At 69.4% G+C, this 14,003-nt stretch carries 14 protein-coding genes; 10 read left to right on the forward strand and 4 right to left on the reverse strand.

The window, feature by feature from the left end:
- Positions 1 to 103 precede the first annotated feature (103 nt).
- From DFW101_RS09285 to pgl, 7 genes are all read left to right on the forward strand, one after another.
- The gene (locus DFW101_RS09285; protein ID WP_009181251.1) at positions 104 to 883 is read left to right on the forward strand and encodes a CvpA family protein; all 780 of its coding nucleotides are present in this window, start codon (positions 104 to 106) and stop codon (positions 881 to 883) included.
- Between the two features lie 34 nt (positions 884 to 917).
- The gene (gene mazG / locus DFW101_RS09290) at positions 918 to 1,703 is read left to right on the forward strand and encodes a nucleoside triphosphate pyrophosphohydrolase (RefSeq protein WP_009181252.1); all 786 of its coding nucleotides are present in this window, start codon (positions 918 to 920) and stop codon (positions 1,701 to 1,703) included.
- A 76-nt stretch (positions 1,704 to 1,779) separates the two neighbouring features.
- Positions 1,780 to 3,168: a deoxyribodipyrimidine photo-lyase gene (locus tag DFW101_RS09295; RefSeq protein ID WP_009181253.1), complete on the forward strand. Its 1,389-nt coding sequence runs from the start codon at positions 1,780 to 1,782 to the stop codon at positions 3,166 to 3,168.
- A complete protein-coding gene (locus tag DFW101_RS09300; protein ID WP_009181254.1) occupies positions 3,165 to 3,896 on the forward strand; it encodes a TVP38/TMEM64 family protein in 732 nt (243 codons plus the stop codon). Before DFW101_RS09295 ends, DFW101_RS09300 begins: the two co-directional genes overlap by 4 nt.
- Positions 3,893 to 4,810, forward strand: a complete 918-nt coding sequence (gene gnd / locus DFW101_RS09305; protein ID WP_009181255.1) for a phosphogluconate dehydrogenase (NAD(+)-dependent, decarboxylating) — start codon at positions 3,893 to 3,895, stop codon at positions 4,808 to 4,810. The genes DFW101_RS09300 and gnd overlap by 4 nt, the downstream gene beginning before the upstream one ends.
- A complete protein-coding gene (gene zwf / locus DFW101_RS09310; protein ID WP_009181256.1) occupies positions 4,810 to 6,354 on the forward strand; it encodes a glucose-6-phosphate dehydrogenase in 1,545 nt (514 codons plus the stop codon). Before gnd ends, zwf begins: the two co-directional genes overlap by 1 nt.
- Positions 6,351 to 7,082, forward strand: coding sequence for a 6-phosphogluconolactonase (gene pgl, locus DFW101_RS09315; protein ID WP_009181257.1), 732 nt, complete (start codon positions 6,351 to 6,353; stop codon positions 7,080 to 7,082). The genes zwf and pgl overlap by 4 nt, the downstream gene beginning before the upstream one ends.
- 178 nt (positions 7,083 to 7,260) lie before the next feature.
- Here the strand turns inward: pgl and DFW101_RS09320 are convergent, their stop codons facing one another.
- The 4 genes from DFW101_RS09320 to DFW101_RS09335 all read right to left on the reverse strand — a co-directional run bounded on the left by DFW101_RS09320 (position 7,261) and on the right by DFW101_RS09335 (position 11,821).
- Positions 7,261 to 7,842, reverse strand: a complete 582-nt coding sequence (locus tag DFW101_RS09320; RefSeq protein WP_009181258.1) for a hypothetical protein — start codon at positions 7,840 to 7,842, stop codon at positions 7,261 to 7,263.
- 152 nt (positions 7,843 to 7,994) lie between these two features.
- A complete protein-coding gene (locus DFW101_RS09325) occupies positions 7,995 to 9,041 on the reverse strand; it encodes a LysM peptidoglycan-binding domain-containing protein (protein WP_009181259.1) in 1,047 nt (348 codons plus the stop codon).
- A complete protein-coding gene (locus tag DFW101_RS09330) occupies positions 9,038 to 10,387 on the reverse strand; it encodes a PP2C family protein-serine/threonine phosphatase (protein WP_009181260.1) in 1,350 nt (449 codons plus the stop codon). The genes DFW101_RS09325 and DFW101_RS09330 overlap by 4 nt, the downstream gene beginning before the upstream one ends.
- A 135-nt stretch (positions 10,388 to 10,522) precedes the next feature.
- Positions 10,523 to 11,821: a VgrG-related protein gene (locus DFW101_RS09335; RefSeq protein WP_009181261.1), complete on the reverse strand. Its 1,299-nt coding sequence runs from the start codon at positions 11,819 to 11,821 to the stop codon at positions 10,523 to 10,525.
- Positions 11,822 to 11,925: 104 nt separating this feature from the next.
- Between DFW101_RS09335 and DFW101_RS09340 the strand changes: the two genes are divergently transcribed.
- The 3 genes from DFW101_RS09340 to DFW101_RS19330 all read left to right on the forward strand — a co-directional run bounded on the left by DFW101_RS09340 (position 11,926) and on the right by DFW101_RS19330 (position 13,870).
- Positions 11,926 to 12,294 (forward strand): cysteine-rich small domain-containing protein, encoded by a 369-nt coding sequence (locus DFW101_RS09340; RefSeq protein ID WP_009181262.1) that lies wholly within the window; start codon positions 11,926 to 11,928, stop codon positions 12,292 to 12,294.
- Between the two features lie 90 nt (positions 12,295 to 12,384).
- Positions 12,385 to 13,362, forward strand: coding sequence for a 4Fe-4S dicluster domain-containing protein (locus DFW101_RS09345; RefSeq protein WP_009181263.1), 978 nt, complete (start codon positions 12,385 to 12,387; stop codon positions 13,360 to 13,362).
- Positions 13,355 to 13,870 (forward strand): hypothetical protein, encoded by a 516-nt coding sequence (locus DFW101_RS19330; protein ID WP_009181264.1) that lies wholly within the window; start codon positions 13,355 to 13,357, stop codon positions 13,868 to 13,870. The genes DFW101_RS09345 and DFW101_RS19330 overlap by 8 nt, the downstream gene beginning before the upstream one ends.
- The last annotated feature ends 133 nt before the right edge of the window (positions 13,871 to 14,003 follow it).

The following is a 14,003-nucleotide window of genomic DNA, read 5'->3' on the forward strand; positions in this document are numbered from 1 at the left end:
GGCCCGGTCCCGGGCCCGGTCGGCCCTGGCTTGGTTTTTAAAGGGGTATTTGCTATGGACACACCTGCGCCACGCCCCGCGGCAACCGCAACCCCGGATCTCCATGCCGACGCTCAACATAGCCGACCTGTCCCTTGCCATCATCTGGCTCTTTTTCAGCTTCCGCGGCTACATGCGCGGCCTGGTCAAGGAAGTGGGGTCGCTGGCCGCCATCATCACCGGCTTCTACTGCGCCGGGACCTACCACAAGGAACTGGCCCCCCACCTGACCGGCTACATCTCCGGCAACTACGCCGGCACGGCCGCCTACCTCCTCATTTTCACCGTGGCCCTGATCGCGGTCTGGTTCCTGGCCCTGGCCGTCTCCGGCATGGTCAAGGTGACCATGACCCAGTGGGCGGACCGGTTTTTCGGCGGCTTCTTCGGCCTGGCCAAGGGCGTGATCCTGACGGCCGTGTTCCTGTTTCTGATCCATCTGGCCTCGCCCAACCCCGACTTCCTCAAAGGCTCGCTCCTGGTGCCGGTCCTCGAGAAGGTGAGCGCCAGGCTCGTCCGCTACATCCCGCCGGACATCAACGAGAAGCTGCGGAAATTCGGGAAAAAGGACGCGGTCGAGGCAGTCAAGGCCGCGACAGAGAAAAAGCCGGCCGAACCGGCCAAAGCCGAACCTGAGAAGAAACCGGCCGAGCCGGCCAAGGCCGGGCACGAGAAAAAACAGCCCGAACCCGCCAAGGCCGAGCCGGAAAAGAAGCCGGCCGAACCGGCCAAGGCCGGCGGCGACAAGAAAAAGGCCGAACCCGGCCACGCCGATCCCCGCAAGGATCAGACCGCCAAGAAACCGGCCCCCAAAAAGGAGGCCGAGGCCGCCGCCCCCGCGCCCTGACCGGCCGGCAGACGGCACGCCCTACGGAAGGACCATGAACGAACAATCCCCCGCCGAGGCCCTGGCCCGGCTCCAAGGCGTGCTCGACGCCCTGCTCGGCCCGGACGGCTGCCCCTGGGACAAGACGCAAACCCCGCAGACGCTGTGCGATTACGTGATCGAGGAGGCCTTCGAGCTGGTGGACTGCATCCGCTGCGAGGACGTGCCGGGCACGGCCGAGGAGCTTGGCGACGTCATGTTCCTGCTCCTTTTCGTGGCCACCCTGTCCGAGAAGCGCGGCGCGTTCTCCCTGGCCGACGCCCTGGAAGTGGCGGCCGCCAAGATGGTCCGCCGCCACCCCCACGTCTTTGCCGACCTCAAGTGCGAAAACCGCGAGGAGCTCCTGCGCAACTGGGAGCGGATCAAGCGGTCTGAAAAAGGCGACGGCAAGCAGGGGCTGTTCGATACCCTGCCCAAGGGCCTGCCGCCGCTTTTGAAAGCCTACCGCATCCACTCCAAGGCCGCCCGGGCCGGCTTCACCTGGGAGACCGACGCGGCCATGCGCGAGAGCCTTGCCGCCGAGCGGGCCGAATTCGAGGCGGCCGTGACCGCCGGCGACCAAGCGGCCATGGCCGAGGAATTCGGCGACTACCTCTTCACCCTCACCGAGTACGGCCGCCGGCTGGGGCTCAAGGCCAACGCCTGCCTGGACGCGGCCAACAACAAGTTCCTTACCCGCTACAAGGCCATGGACCGCTTGGCCACGGACCGGGGCCTCGACCTCGACAGCCTGGACATGGCCGCCAAAAACGCCCTGTGGGAAGAAGTGAAAAAGGCCTGACCCCGGCCGGGCCGCCCAGGCGCATGGGTGGCCCTCGCGGCTTGCCACGGCCAGCCCAACCGCCTACAAGGGGAGGATGCAGGTCCATCCCGCGCGCATCCGCCCCCTGGGATTTACTCCCCCGAAACCCGGCCCCGTGGTCCTTTGGATGGGCCGCGACCAGCGGGCCGACGACAACTGGGCCCTGCTCCACGCCGCCGCCCTGGCCAAGGCGGCCGGGGCGCCGCTTTTCGCCCTTTTCGCCCTGCCCCCCGATTTTCCCCCGGCCACGGCCCGCCACGCCGACTTTCTCCTTCGCGGCCTCGCCGCCGTCGAAACCGCTCTTCGGGACCACGGCATCCCCCTGGCCCTGGTGCCCGGCGATCCGGCCGTGGCCGTGCCGGCCTTTTTGCGCCGGGTCCGGGCCGGCGTCTGCGTCACGGACTTCGACCCCTTGCGCCCCGGCCGGGCGGCCAGGGAGGCGGTGGCAACCGCCCCCGTCTGGGACGGCGCGCTCCTCGAAGTCGACGCCCACAACGTGGTGCCGGCGTTCGTGGCCTCGGCCAAGCGCGAATACGCGGCCGCCACCTTCCGGCCGAAAATCCTCAAGCTGTTGCCCGAATTCCTGGAGCCCTTCCCCGACCTGCCGGCCTTTGCGGCCGGAAACCTGGCGGGGTTCGCTCCCGTGGACTGGGAGGCGGCCCGGGCGGGCCTTGTCCTCGATCCGAGCGTGGCCCCGGTGGCGGGCATTACGCCCGGTCCCGAAGCCGCAAGGGAGGCCCTGGCCGCCTTTCTGGCCGACCGCCTGCCCGCCTACGCCGACCGTCGCAACGACCCAAATGCCGGGGCCACCTCCACCCTCTCGCCCTGGTTCCACCACGGCCATCTGGCCCCCCAGCGGGCGGCGCTTGACGCCCTGGAGGCCAAAAAGCGGGCCCCGGCCGGGGCCGAGGCCTTTCTGGAGGAACTGGTCGTGCGCCGGGAGTTGGCCGACAATTATTGCCTCCACGAACCGGCCTACGACACCCTGGCCGCCCTGCCGGCCTGGGCGCAAAAGACGCTTGGCGCCCATGCCGCCGACCCCAGGCCGTATCGGTACACGGCCCGGGAGTTCGAGACCGCCGCCACCCACAGCGCCCTGTGGAACGCGGCCGAACGGCAGCTCGTCCGCCAGGGCCGGCTCCACGGCTACATGCGCATGTACTGGGCCAAGAAAATCCTGGAGTGGTCGGCCACGCCCGAAGCGGCCCTGGCCACGGCCCTCTCCTTAAACGACCGCTACGCCCTGGACGGCAGCGACCCAAGCGGCGTGGCCGGGGTCCTGTGGTCCGTCGGCGGCCTGCACGACCGGCCCTGGGCCTCCCGCCCGGTCTTCGGCCAGATCCGCTACATGAACGCGCGGGGCTGCCGCCGCAAATTCGACGTGGACGCCTACATCGCCCGCCACGGCGGGGGGGCGGCCGATCACAACGGGGAGGTGGCATGAATCGGGCAACCGTGCGGAAAATCCTGCTCGTGGCCCTGGTCCTGGCCCTGGCGGCGGCCTTTTTCGGCTTTGGCCTCAACCGATACCTGACGCTGGCCTTTCTCAAGGAATCCCGCGAGGCCCTGGCCGGGGCCTACGCCGCCTCCCCGGTCCGGTTCGTGGCCGGCTATTTCGTCCTCTACGTCCTGGTCGCGGGCTTGAGCCTTCCCGGCGCGGCCGTCCTGACCCTGGCCGGCGGGGCCCTGTTCGGCTTCTGGACCACGCTGGCCGTGGTGTCCTTTGCCAGCACCATCGGGGCCACGGCCGCCTGCGCCCTGGCCCGGTACCTCTTTCGCGAGCCGCTCACCCGGCGCATGGGGCCGAGGCTGGCCGCCATGGACGCCGGCATCCGCCGGGAGGGGGCCTTTTACCTCTTCACCCTGCGCCTTATCCCGCTTTTTCCCTTTTTCGTGGTCAACGCGGCCATGGGCCTGACCGGCCTGCCGCTCACCACCTTCTATTGGGTGTCCCAGCTCGGCATGCTTCCGGGCACGGCCGTCTACGTCAACGCCGGCACCCAGCTCGGCCGGCTTGACTCCCTGTCCGGCATCCTGTCGCCCACACTTATCATTTCCTTTGCCCTGCTGGGCCTGTTCCCCCTGGCCGCCAGGCGGGGCATCGCGCTTTTCCGCGCCCGCCGGACGCAAACGGCCCGCAAGGGCCAAACCCCTCCCGGAGAAACGCCATGAAAATCGGTATGGTCGGACTTGGACGCATGGGGCTCAACATGGCCAGACGGCTGTCCCGGGGCGGCATCGACGTGGCCGCCTACAACCGCACCGTGCAAAAAGCCAAGGACTTCGCGGCCGAGGAAGGGGGAACCGCCACGGCGGCCGGGTCGCTGGCCGAACTGGTGGCCGCCCTGCCGGCCCCGCGCGTGGTCTGGCTCATGCTCCCGGCCGGGGCCCCGACCGACGAGCACGTGGACGAGCTTCTTCCCCTGCTCTCCCCGGGCGACACCATCGTCGACGGCGGCAACACCTACTACCGCGACGACCTGCGCCGCCACGAGGCGGCCGGCAAGCTTGGCATCCGCTACTGCGACGCCGGGGTCAGCGGCGGCATCTGGGGCCTGGCCGAAGGCTACTGCATCATGATCGGCGGCGAGCCGGAAGTGGTGGCCCCCTTGCAGGCGGCTCTCGATGTCCTGACCGGCCCGGGCGGCAACCTGCACACCGGCCCCATCGGGTCCGGGCACTTCACCAAGATGGTCCACAACGGCATCGAGTACGGCATGATGCAGGCCTATGCCGAAGGCTTCGAGATCCTGGCCGCCTCGCAGTTCGGGGAGAAACTCGACTTCCCGGCCATCTGCGACCTGTGGAACCACGGCTCTGTGGTCCGGTCCTGGCTTCTGGAGCTGGCCCAGCGGGCCTTCACCGAGGACCCGCGCCTGGAATCGCTCAAGCCCTACGTGGACGACTCGGGCGAGGGCCGGTGGACCGTCAATGCCGCCGTGGAAACGGCCGTGTCCGCGCCGGTCATCACCATGTCGCTCTTTGAACGGTTCCGCTCCCGCCAGGACAACTCCTTCCAGGACCGGGTGCTGGCCGCCCTTCGCAACCAGTTCGGCGGCCACGCCGTCAAAAGGAGGAACGGCTGATGGCGGACGCCCAGAGCCCGGCCCTGGCCGAGGTGGTGCTCGGCCGGCCGAAAAATCCCGACCCGGACGCCGCCTGCCGCTTCGACCAGGTGGAAGCGCCGGTCACCATCGTCATTTTCGGCGTGACCGGCGACCTGGCCGGCCGGATGCTCATGCCGGCCCTGGCCTCGCTTTTTGCCGGCGGCCACCTGCCGGACAACTTCGCCATCGTCGGCGCCAGCCGCACGGACCTCACCGACGAGTCCTTCCGGGAACGGATGCGCACCTCCATTGCCGAGCACGACGGCATCAGTCCGGACCTGTGGGACAAGATGGCCGCCCGCCTGACCTACCGCCAGGTCCACTACGACGATCCGGCCTCGTTTCGCGTCCTGTCCGACTACCTCGACGAGCTCGGCCAGTCGGCCGGGCTGGGCGGCAACCGCATCTACTATCTGGCCGTGCCGCCGACCGCCTACGAGGACATCGCCATCAACCTGGCCATGGCCGGGCTGGCCGACGAGGTCCGGGGCTATGCGCGGCTGGTCATCGAAAAGCCCTTCGGCCGGGACCTCCAAACGGCCCGGATCCTGGAACAGGCCCTGCACACCCGGTTTGCCGAACATCAAATATTCCGTATCGACCACTACTTGGCGAAAGAAACCGTGCAGAACATCCTGATGCTGCGCTTCGCCAACGCCATGTTCGAGCCCTTGTGGAACCGGCGCTACGTGGACTACGTCAGCATCATGGCCGCCGAGTCCATCGGCGTCGAGCACCGGGCCTCCTACTACGACCACTTCGGCGTCCTGCGCGACATGTTCCAGAACCACATGATGCAGCTGCTCTCCCTGTGCGCCATCGAGCCGCCGTCGCTGTTCGAGGCCGAGCTGGTGCGCGACGAGAAGACCAAGGTCTTCCGGGCCCTGCGTCCCTTCACCCAGCGGGACCTGGCCGAGAACCTGATCCTCGGCCAGTACGCCTCGGGCATGGCCGGCGGCGTCCGGGCCCCGGCCTATCTCGACGAGGAGGGCGTGCCGAGCGAGTCCCTGACCCCGACCTTTGCGGCCATGAAGGTCTATGTCGACAACTGGCGGTGGCAGGGGGTGCCCTTCTACATGGTCTCGGGCAAGCGGCTGGCGGCCAAGCGCACGGAGATCGCGGTCCAGTTCAAGCCGGTGCCCTTTTCCATGTTCCGGGAGCTTTTCGGCGACCACATCAAGGCCAACAGGTTGACCCTTCGCATCCAGCCCGACGAGCAGGTGAGCCTCACCTTCCAGGCCAAGGCCCCGGGGCCCATGTGCCTGCGGTCCGTGACCATGAACTTCAACTACTACCAGGGCTACGAAGGGCCGGCCCTGACCGCCTACGCCAAGGTGCTCCTCGACTGCATGCTCGGCGACCAGACGCTTTTTTGGCGCCAGGACGGGGTGGAGCTGTGCTGGAAGTTCCTCGAACCCATGCTCGGCGACCCCGCGCCCGAGCGCCTCTACCTCTACAAGGCCGGCTCCTGGGGGCCGCAGGAGGCGGGCCGGTTCCTCAAGGTCCACGGGTTGACGCCATGACCCCCGCCATCCGCCGCTTCCCCGATCTGCCGGCCCTGACCGAGGCGGCCCTGGCCGCCGTGGCCCGGATCGCCCGGGAGGCCGTGGCCGCCCGGGGCGTCTTCACCATCGCCCTGTCCGGCGGCTCGACCCCCATGCCGCTCTACGCGGCCATGGCCGGCCGGGGGTTTGGCGCGCCGTTTGCGTCCACGGTCTTTTTCTTCGGCGACGAGCGGGTGGTGCCGGTCGGGGACCGCCGGAGCAACTTCGGGGCCATCGCCCCGGTCCTTTTCACCCCGTCCCCCATCCCGGTCGGCAACATCCACCCCATGCCGGTGGAAGTCCGGCCCCTGGAGCTTGCGGCCGCGACCTACGAGGACGAGGTGCGGGAGGTGCTTGGCGGCGGCGCCGACGTTTCCGGGGCCCTGCCGCGCTTGGACCTGGTCCTGCTCGGCATGGGCCCGGACGGCCACACGGCCTCGCTCTTCCCGGACCGGCCGGCCCTTGGCGAGACCAGGCGCCTGGTCGTGGCCATGGAACCGCCGACCACGGTCGAGCCCAGGGTGGCCCGGCTGACCTTCACCCTGCCGCTTCTTAACGCCGCCCGGAACGTGCTCTTCCTGGTCGGGGCCAAGGGCAAGGAGGAGCCGCTCGCGGCGGCCCTCCACGGGCCGCCCGATCCCCACGTCCCGGCCTCCCTGGTCCGGCCGACGGACGGCGGGCTGGAGTGGCTGATCGGCGAAGGCTGAGAAGAAGAAAAAAGATGCCTCCGGCGGCCGGGGGAAATGATTCCCCCCGGACCCCCTCGATTGGGGACCACATCCCCGCGCCCCCGGCGAAGCCCATGGAAAGTTTTTTGGAAGGGGTCCGGGGGAACCTTTTTTTCAAAAAAGGTTCCCCCGGCCGCCGGAGGCATTCTCCCCTCTTCTAGCCGAAATAGGAGCTGGCCTGGTTGCCCATGAGGCTCAGGAAGTAGTCGCTCGAGGAAGTGTCGCTGGTCAGCTGGTTCAGGTAGGCGGCGTAGCCGTTGGTGCGGATCATGGTATTGGTCTGCTTGGCGGTCATGGACTTGAGCGTGGTGCTGTTGTCGGCCAGGGTGTTGAAGGCCTGGGCCAGCACCGGGGTGTCCTTGAAAAGCTTGTCGATCTTGTCCTTGTCCGGGTGGTCGTTTTGCACGGTGACCGTGCCGTCGGCGTCCCGGCCCAGGGTGATGGTCTGGCTGGTGTCGATGTCGAGGTCTTCGAATTTGGCGGCCAGGGTCTGGGTCAGCTGCTGCTGCAGGGCCTCGTTCTGGGCCTTGTACTGGAGGATGGGGCTGACGAAGTCGGTGTCGAGGCCGGAGAGGGCCTTGGCCACCGTGGACCAGGAAGTCGTGTCCGTGTCCCCTTTGGTGGAGGAGTTGGCGACCGAGGTGGTGGAGCTGCCCGAAGAGCCGGACGTGGCGCTCGCGTTGCCGGAAGCGATCTTGAGGAGCTGGGTGAGACTGTCGTAGCTGGTGTTGATGTCCATGACGCCCTCCTGTGGCCGTCGTGAACATTGCAATAAAAATGCCTGGAAAAATTTTCCCCGGCCCGGCCCCCGGCGATCCGGGGCGTCCGGCCGCAAAAAAAGCCGGACAGGCGCGCCTGTCCGGCTTTTTCCATCCAGCGGGGCCGGGCCGGCTACTTCTTTTCCGTCACCACGCTCTGCTCCCCGACGATCCGAAAGGAATCGCCTTCCGGACGCAGGAGAAAGGTGAAGGCGGCCTGGCCCGCGACGCGCTTTTTCCCGTTTTTGGCGGTAAAGGCCGTGGGCACGGTCACGCGCAGGTCGCCGCCCGGCAGCTTTTCCGCGGTCGCCGGCCCGGGCGTGTAGGAGCGTTCGGGCCAGCGGCTGAAGTAGTCGGCCTTGTCCTGGCGCACGAGGTCTTTGCCGCTCTTGCCCTTCTTGTAATAATCGACCGTCTCGCCGTAGCTGTCGAGCAGGCCGTTGATGTCGCCCGAAACGTTTTGGGCGAAGAACCGGGCCACGAAATCCGCCACCGCCGGCGAGGCGGGCGTGGCCGCAGCCGCGCTTTCGTCCGAGGCCGGAATGGTCAGCGTGGCCCCGGCCTCCAGATGATCGGCGTCCTTCATGCCGTTGGCCGCCATCAGTGCCTCAACGGTCACGTCGAACTTCCTGGCGATGCGCGACAGGTTGTCGCCCCGGGCCACGGTGTAGGTCCGGGCCGCTTCGGGCGCCGGGGCCGCGGGCCCGGGTCCGACCTCCACCGTCTCCACGACCTCGCCCTTGGCCGGAGCCGCGGACGTGGCCGGCGGCGCGGCGGGAGCCGGCGCTTCCGGGATCCCGGGGGCGGCGGGGGCCGCAGGGGCCGGAGCCTCGGTCGGAGCGGCCGGAGCGGCCGGGGCGGCCGGGGCGGCGGACTTGCCGTCCACGGCCGGCCCGGCTCCGGGCGCGGGTGCGGCCGACGGCTCGAGCTTCCTGCCGGCCAGCCTGGCCTCGTGGAACCGCTGGTATTCCTTGTCGTCGAGGACGCCGTTGCTGTCGGCGTCCGCAGCCAGGAACTCCTCCACCGTCAGGTCGGGAAACACGACGATGAGTTCCTCGAAAATGACCCGGCCGTCCTTGTTGTAATCGACCTTGGGGAACCCCTGCGGGTCCTCCTTGTTGCATCCGCCAAGGGCAAGCCCCAGCAGGAGCGCCAAAAGCATGCTCAAACCGCTTTTCATGCCTCCTCCTTTTTGCCGGCGTCAGCCGCCGCCTTGACCACGACCAGGGTCACGTCGTCGCGACGCGGCTCGCCGTGGAGAAACGCTTCGAGGTCATCGAGCACCGCCCGGGCCACGGTCCGGGCATCCCCGGACGCGGCGGCGCGAAGGACCCGGCGCAGCCGGTCCTTGCCGTACATCTCGCCCGACGCGGCCCGGGCTTCCCATATGCCGTCCGTGCCAAGGGCCAGGAGCGCCCCCGCCGGCAAGGCCGGCACCGTGTATTCCTCATACCGCCAGCCGCCGTCGATGCCGAGGGGAATTCCCCGGCCGGCCAGCTCGGCAAAGGCGTCCCGGGACGGATCGTAGAGGAGCGCCGGGTCGTGGCCGGCCCGGACATAGGACAGGCCGCCGGTCTCAAGGTGCAGCTCCAGAAGGAACAGGGTCATGAACCGGCCGGTGTCGCCCATGTCTTCGGTGAGAAGCCGGTTGATGTCGGAGACCACCTCGGCCGGCCCGCCCGGGGACAGCAGGCGGGAACGCAAAAACGCCCGTACGCTGGCCATCAAAAGCGCCGCCTGGACGCCGTGGCCCGTGACGTCGCCGACGCCGACCAGGCAGGCCGGCTCCCGGCCCGGCACGTCCCGCCGCAACAGATAATCGTAATAGTCCCCGCCCGTGGCGTCGCAGGAAAGGCTCACCCCGGCCACGTCGAAGCCGGGCGTTTCGGGCGCGCATTTCGGCAGGAATCCCTGCTGGACGCTGGCCGCCACCTCCATGTCGAAGTCCATGCGCTGCTTGGCCAGGGCCTCGCCGTGGAGCCGGGCGTTGACGATGGCCACGGCCGCCTGGGCCCCGAGCAGCGAGAAGATCTCCATGTCGTTTTCGGTGAAAACGCCGCCCCCGTCCTTGTTGATGCACTGGGCCACGCCAATGACCCGGCCCCGGTAGACCAGGGGCACGCAGGCCATGGACCGGGTCCGGTAGCCGGTCAGCCGGTCCACCTCGGGATGGAACCGGGGGTCGGCATAGGCATCGACAATAAGGGCCGGCCGGGCCTCCCTGGCCACCCACCCGGCCACGCCCTCGCCCGGCGCCAGCCGGAATCCAGAACGCAGGGGCAGGCAGGCCGGCCCCTGGGCCACGGTGAAGACCAGGTCCCCCCGGCCGGGACCCGGCGTTTCGTCGACCAGCAGGAGGCTCGCCGCCTCGGCGCCAAGGGCCTGGCGCGAGGTGGTCATGATCCGCTCGAGCACTTCGGCGATGTCGAGCGATTCGGTCACGAGACGGGACAGGGCAAAGCACCGCGTCAGGGCGGACAGGCGCTCGGCCAGCCGGTCCGCGTCGGCGCAGCTCGCGTCAGCCATGGCGTTTCCCTCGCTTCATGCCGTTTCCCTACATGAAAAGCGGATGGCCGGCAAAGCCGGGAAAGAGGCCGTCCGTGGGGAAACGCCGCCGAGGCGCGGGAAAGGGAAAGGGAGGAAGGCCAAGCCCCGGCCGGCTCAGACCGGGGCCCCGTCGAGCAGCGCGATGGCCGTGGTCTTCTCGTCCCGGAACCGGGACTGGACCGCTTGGCGCACCCGCTTGTTGTGGCGGAAAAACTTTTGGCTGCGCAGCCGGTAGACCTCTTCGATCACGGCCTTGTCAAAATCCTGACCGGCCGGGGCGGCCTCGGCCTTGTCGATGGCCTGGGAGAAGATGCGCTCCGCGCCGTTCGGCCCATGCTGCACGGCCGTGCTCCACAGGACCTCGCGCAGGGCGTAGGACCGCTTGGTCACGTCGAGGCCGGTGGTCAAAACCAGGCTCTTGGCGGCCGGGGCGTAGTTGTTGACCCGGACGAACTCGTGTTGCAACGCCTCGAAGCGCCTCGGGTCGGCGGCCGCGATCTGCTTCCACACGGCCGGCATCTGGCCGGTCCGTCCGCCGGTGTCGGCCGGGCCCGCGGCCCGCAACCGGTTGGCCATATCCGGGGCCTTCTCGTCCAGGAACTTGATGAAGTTGTCCATGGTCCCGGTCCTGGAGGCGATCTGGTACTGGCCGTAGGAGGTGCCGCCCCGGCTGTCGTAGCCGATACAGTCGATCTCGCAGTTGGATTCGTACTGGGCGCTCAGGCGTCCGGCCGCATGCTGGAGCGTCGAGGGCAGGACCTTGCGCGTGGCCGCCGCCTGCTCCTTGGCCGCCTCGACCCGGGAACTCTCGGCCAGGATGTTTTCCGCGCCGGCCGCCGCCAAAAGCAGTTCCTCCTCGCGCCGGGTGAACCCGCCCTGGCCCGCCGCGCCGCCCGAACGGCCGAGGTGGCCGAGGTCGTCGGGATGCCGGGCCGTCTGGCTCGCGGCCATGCGGACCGAGGACTTGTCAACGGACCGTCGCAGGCTGGATCCTCCGGCGCCGGCAGCCGGGTCCGCCGCCCCGGCCGGGGCCCCGCTGTCGCTGGCGGCCTGCTCCATGGCCAGCCGGGACAGGGTGGCCAGGGCGTTGCCCTGGAACATGTCGAGCCCGCCCTTGGCCGGGCCGGTCCCCTCCGTCAAACCCTTGGCGCCGGTCTCGTAGCCGAGCATGGCCAGGGCCGCTTCCTGGCCCGAGGCCTGGCCGCCGGAGAGCATTTCGAGGCCGGTGATCATGTTCTCCCGGGGAATGGCCTTTTGGGCGGCCTTGCCCACCTCGCCGTTGATCCCGTAGCCGCTTTGCAGCATGATCTCGAAAAATCGGGGATCCTTGCCGGCCTTGGCCGTGCCCGGAGCGAGGGCCCCGGCTTTCCTGACGAAATCCTGGGCAGCGGTGTCTGTGGTCTGTATGGCCATAAAGGTATCCCGGTTAGGCGACGGTTGGCATGGTGCGAAACGTCCTTTGCAAGCCCCATGCCTTGGCCGCCCCGCCCCCGTCTGCCCACTCCCGGAGGCCTGCCGTGCAAAACAGCCACCGCTTCTTTCAAAACACCGGCTGCCGCTACTTCCCCTGCCACCCCGGCGCGGATCCGGCCGCCTTCAACTGCCTCTTCTGCTTCTGCCCCCTCTATTTCCTGCCGGACTGCGGCGGGGACCCAGTCCTTCGCCAGGGCGTCAAGGACTGCACCGCCTGCCTGCGGCCCCACCGGCCCGAAGGCTACGACGCGATCCTCGACCGGCTGCGCCGGGAGGCGGCCGCCCGCCGCCAGGACGCGGACCCGGCCGGAGCCCCGGCCGAAGTCCCGGCCGAAGTCCCGAAAGTCCCCCAGGACGGATCACCGGACGCCCCCCCCGACGGCCCCCCCAACGGAAAAGACCCGGAACCTTGATCCGGATCAATGCCAGTCCCGCCCCGGTGGAGTAGACCAGCCTCGCCCGGCCGCCCTGTCCCTGTCCCCGCGCCGGGCGAGGAGACACCCATGAACAGACGCGCCTTTCTCGCGGCCCTTGGCACGGCCGGCGCGGGGCTCGCCGCGCCCGGACCGGCCGGCACCCTTCTGGCCGGCCAGGCCGCCGCCTCTGGGAACGAGCCCCTGGCCAGCCTCTACGACCTGTCCCGATGCGTCGGCTGCGGCGCCTGCGTGGCCGCCTGCCGCGAAGCCCACGCCAACGACTTCCCGGAACCGAAAAAACCCTTCCCCAAGATGTCCCCGGCCTCGGTCAAGGCCGAGGATTTTTCGGACAAACGCGACGTGGACGACCGGCTGACGCCCTACAACTGGCTGTTCATCCAGACCGCCACCGTGGCCAAGGACGGCCGGCCCCTTGACGTCCACATCCCGAGACGGTGCATGCACTGCCAAAATCCCCCGTGCGCCGGGCTGTGCCCCTGGGGCGCGGCCACCCGGGCCGGGAACGGCGCGGTGGCCATCGATCCGGCCATCTGCCTTGGCGGGGCCAAGTGCCGCACGGTCTGCCCCTGGCACATCCCCCAGCGCCAGACCGGGGTCGGCCTCTACCTCGACCTGCTCCCCCGGTTCGCCGGCAACGGCGTCATGTACAAGTGCGACCGGTGCCAGACCCGGGCCGGGGCCGGCCTTCCTCCAGCGTGTCTGGAAGCCTGCCCCCACGGCGTCCAGACCATGGGCCCGCGAAGCGCCATGGTGGCCGCCGCCAAGGCCCTGGCCCGGGACACCGGCGGCTTTGTCTACGGCGAAACGGAAAACGGCGGCACCAACACCCTCTACGTCTCGCCGGTTCCCTTCGCGACGCTCCAGGCGGCCCTCGAGACCGGCCCCGGCCGGCCGGGCCTGGCCCAGACCGCCGATTTCATGGGCGAGGAGGCCAATCTGGCCACGTCCGTGCTCCTGGCCCCGGTGGCCGGGCTGGCGGCGGGCCTGCTCCGGCTGGCCGGCCGGGCGAAAGCACGACCCGACAAGGAGAACGACCATGGCTAGTCCCCTCTTCCCCCGCTGGCAAAGGCGCCTCGTCCTGGCGGCCAGCCTGGGCCTTGGCCTGACGGGCCTTGGCCAGATGCCGGTCTTCGCCCGTTACGGCGTGGCCGCCATTCCCGGCCTCGGCTGGCTCGGGGATTTCCGGAGCACGGCCAGCCTGCACCTGGCCCTGGCCGCGGTCCTGCTCGTGGCCGTTGCCGCCCTGGCCACGGTCTGGCTGGGGGCCGGAAGCGGCCGGCCGCGCCTGACCGGGCCCGGCTGGTGTCGGGTGGCCCTCTACGGCGGCCTGGCCGGCTCGGGGCTCCTGCGGGTGTTGGAAAACGGCCCCGCCCCGTTTATGCCGCCCGGCCAGGTCCGCTTCCTCGACTGGACCCACCTGGGCCTGGCCCTGGCCCTTGGCGCCTTCGCCCTGTGGCGCGGCCGGCGGCCGGCCCTGGCGGCAAAGGCCCCGGCCGGCCGGCAGGACGGCGCGGTGCCGGCCGGCCTGGGCCGACCCGGCAAATACGTTTAAAAAGTCACAAGCATCGGGGGGTTGGGCCGGAGGACCGGGTATCGTCGGGAAAAGGGCTTGCGAGGGGGTGCCGTCCCTGCTAAATTGTCGGTTGCATCCAGTCGGCGGGAATCGTGATCGTCCCGGGCGCCAT

It is taken from the genome of Solidesulfovibrio carbinoliphilus subsp. oakridgensis (genome assembly GCF_000177215.2).
GTDB lineage: Bacteria > Desulfobacterota > Desulfovibrionia > Desulfovibrionales > Desulfovibrionaceae > Solidesulfovibrio > Solidesulfovibrio carbinoliphilus.

Coding starts and splice junctions, on each gene's coding strand:
- DFW101_RS09325 (WP_009181259.1), bottom strand. CDS start 9,041: ATGAAAAGCGGTTTGAGCATGCTTTTGGCGCTCCTGCTGGGGCTTGCC.
- pgl (WP_009181257.1), top strand. CDS start 6,351: ATGACCCCCGCCATCCGCCGCTTCCCCGATCTGCCGGCCCTGACCGAG.
- DFW101_RS09295 (WP_009181253.1), top strand. CDS start 1,780: ATGCAGGTCCATCCCGCGCGCATCCGCCCCCTGGGATTTACTCCCCCG.
- DFW101_RS09335 (WP_009181261.1), bottom strand. CDS start 11,821: ATGGCCATACAGACCACAGACACCGCTGCCCAGGATTTCGTCAGGAAA.
- mazG (WP_009181252.1), top strand. CDS start 918: ATGAACGAACAATCCCCCGCCGAGGCCCTGGCCCGGCTCCAAGGCGTG.
- DFW101_RS09345 (WP_009181263.1), top strand. CDS start 12,385: ATGAACAGACGCGCCTTTCTCGCGGCCCTTGGCACGGCCGGCGCGGGG.
- DFW101_RS09320 (WP_009181258.1), bottom strand. CDS start 7,842: ATGGACATCAACACCAGCTACGACAGTCTCACCCAGCTCCTCAAGATC.
- DFW101_RS19330 (WP_009181264.1), top strand. CDS start 13,355: ATGGCTAGTCCCCTCTTCCCCCGCTGGCAAAGGCGCCTCGTCCTGGCG.
- DFW101_RS09330 (WP_009181260.1), bottom strand. CDS start 10,387: ATGGCTGACGCGAGCTGCGCCGACGCGGACCGGCTGGCCGAGCGCCTG.
- DFW101_RS09285 (WP_009181251.1), top strand. CDS start 104: ATGCCGACGCTCAACATAGCCGACCTGTCCCTTGCCATCATCTGGCTC.
- gnd (WP_009181255.1), top strand. CDS start 3,893: ATGAAAATCGGTATGGTCGGACTTGGACGCATGGGGCTCAACATGGCC.
- zwf (WP_009181256.1), top strand. CDS start 4,810: ATGGCGGACGCCCAGAGCCCGGCCCTGGCCGAGGTGGTGCTCGGCCGG.
- DFW101_RS09300 (WP_009181254.1), top strand. CDS start 3,165: ATGAATCGGGCAACCGTGCGGAAAATCCTGCTCGTGGCCCTGGTCCTG.